2 protein-coding genes are annotated in these 1,302 nt (G+C 40.8%); both read right to left on the bottom strand.

The features are described from left to right. Positions 1-211: 211 nt before the first annotated feature. Complete coding sequence (locus CSV72_RS16510) at positions 212-646, bottom strand: hypothetical protein (RefSeq protein WP_099679246.1); 435 nt, start codon at positions 644-646, stop codon at positions 212-214. A 102-nt stretch (positions 647-748) separates the two neighbouring features. Next, positions 749-1,111, bottom strand: a complete 363-nt coding sequence (locus CSV72_RS16505; RefSeq protein WP_099679245.1) for a VOC family protein — start codon at positions 1,109-1,111, stop codon at positions 749-751. Between the last annotated feature and the right edge of the window lie 191 nt (positions 1,112-1,302).

The following is a 1,302-nucleotide window of genomic DNA, read 5'->3' as shown; positions in this document are numbered from 1 at the left end:
CCCATAGGTCGGACAATGGTTTGAAGCCGTTGATCTGCGTTGCAGCCGGACGCGTTCCGGAGGGCGGGCGGTGAACCACACCCCTTCGCTTCGCTCGCTGGGTGTTTCACCTGTCCCGCTGATCCTCCCGGAGTCGCCGGCTTCCACTCCGATCAACTGAGCGAGTGCGAATAAGCTTCTTCCACAATCGCCCACAATTATTGAATATCCACTAACTATATTCTTTGGTCAATTTGGAACTTCTATAACCCAGAAAAACATATCCACTAAGACATAGTTGAACAACCCCAAAGATTAAAAACGGACCAGTTACTATATACATTTCACCTACGGAAATATACTGAAAAGCCAAACCTGACAGGAATATCAATCCCATAATAGCAGATGCATACCAAGAACTACTATGTTCTTTTCTTAAACTTAATGCCGCAGCTATAATATTACCAAGCCCAAATATGACAATTGCTAGGATTCCAGGCAAAACCCAACTATCAAAAGGAAGATTGGAAGCCCAACTGTCAGGATATGGCTCCGCGAAAATCGTTCCACTGCTTGAAGTAATCATTTGAAAACCTGACCAAATTGCACCTATCGCCAAAAATAAATCAAATATACACAATATCCTTGCCCTGATTATTTGCTTCATTTTCCATCTCCTTTCTCTCTTAAATAAATAGACGGTCAAGGTTATAGAATGTTGCAAATATATTAAACAGACCCTTTTTTAGCCCGATTGTTTGATTTTGTCTTATATTTCTTGAATCATTTCCACCCGATTGCCAAAAGGGTCTCTGAACTCAAATCGATCAAAGCCTGGGATTGGAACTCCTTCAATTGGCTGAATATCTTTTTTCTCTAACACATTTTTCCAATAAGAAATATCACTTACCAAATAAGCTAAATGAGCTTTTGTTGTCAGTCTGTCAAAACTATCTTCAGTACCTACATGAACATCTCGATCCCCGACTTTTAACCAAAACCCTCCCCGCCCTTTGAGTGATTCTGGCTTTTCTATTTCCTCTAAGCCTAATACATTGCAATAAAACTGTTTACCTGCTTCTTCCGCACCTTTCGGAATAGTAATTTGTACATGATGTAATCCAAGAATCATATGAATCCCCCCTATGTATTAATAATTTTCTGTAACACCATAAAAAATCTCCCCACAAAAGTTGGCAATAGGTAAGCATTTGATGCTATCTCCAGCTTTTCCCCTGCTCCACACCGAACGTGCTAGTTTCCCAGCATTCGGCGCTCCATCTAACGATGGATACTAGATTATAAGTTCTTCGTTACCTGTTG

The organism is Sporosarcina sp. P20a (assembly GCF_002743175.1).
Lineage (GTDB): Bacteria > Bacillota > Bacilli > Bacillales_A > Planococcaceae > Sporosarcina.
The sequence above is the reverse complement of the archived record's forward strand: the minus strand, read 5'-3'. Positions and strand labels throughout refer to the sequence as shown.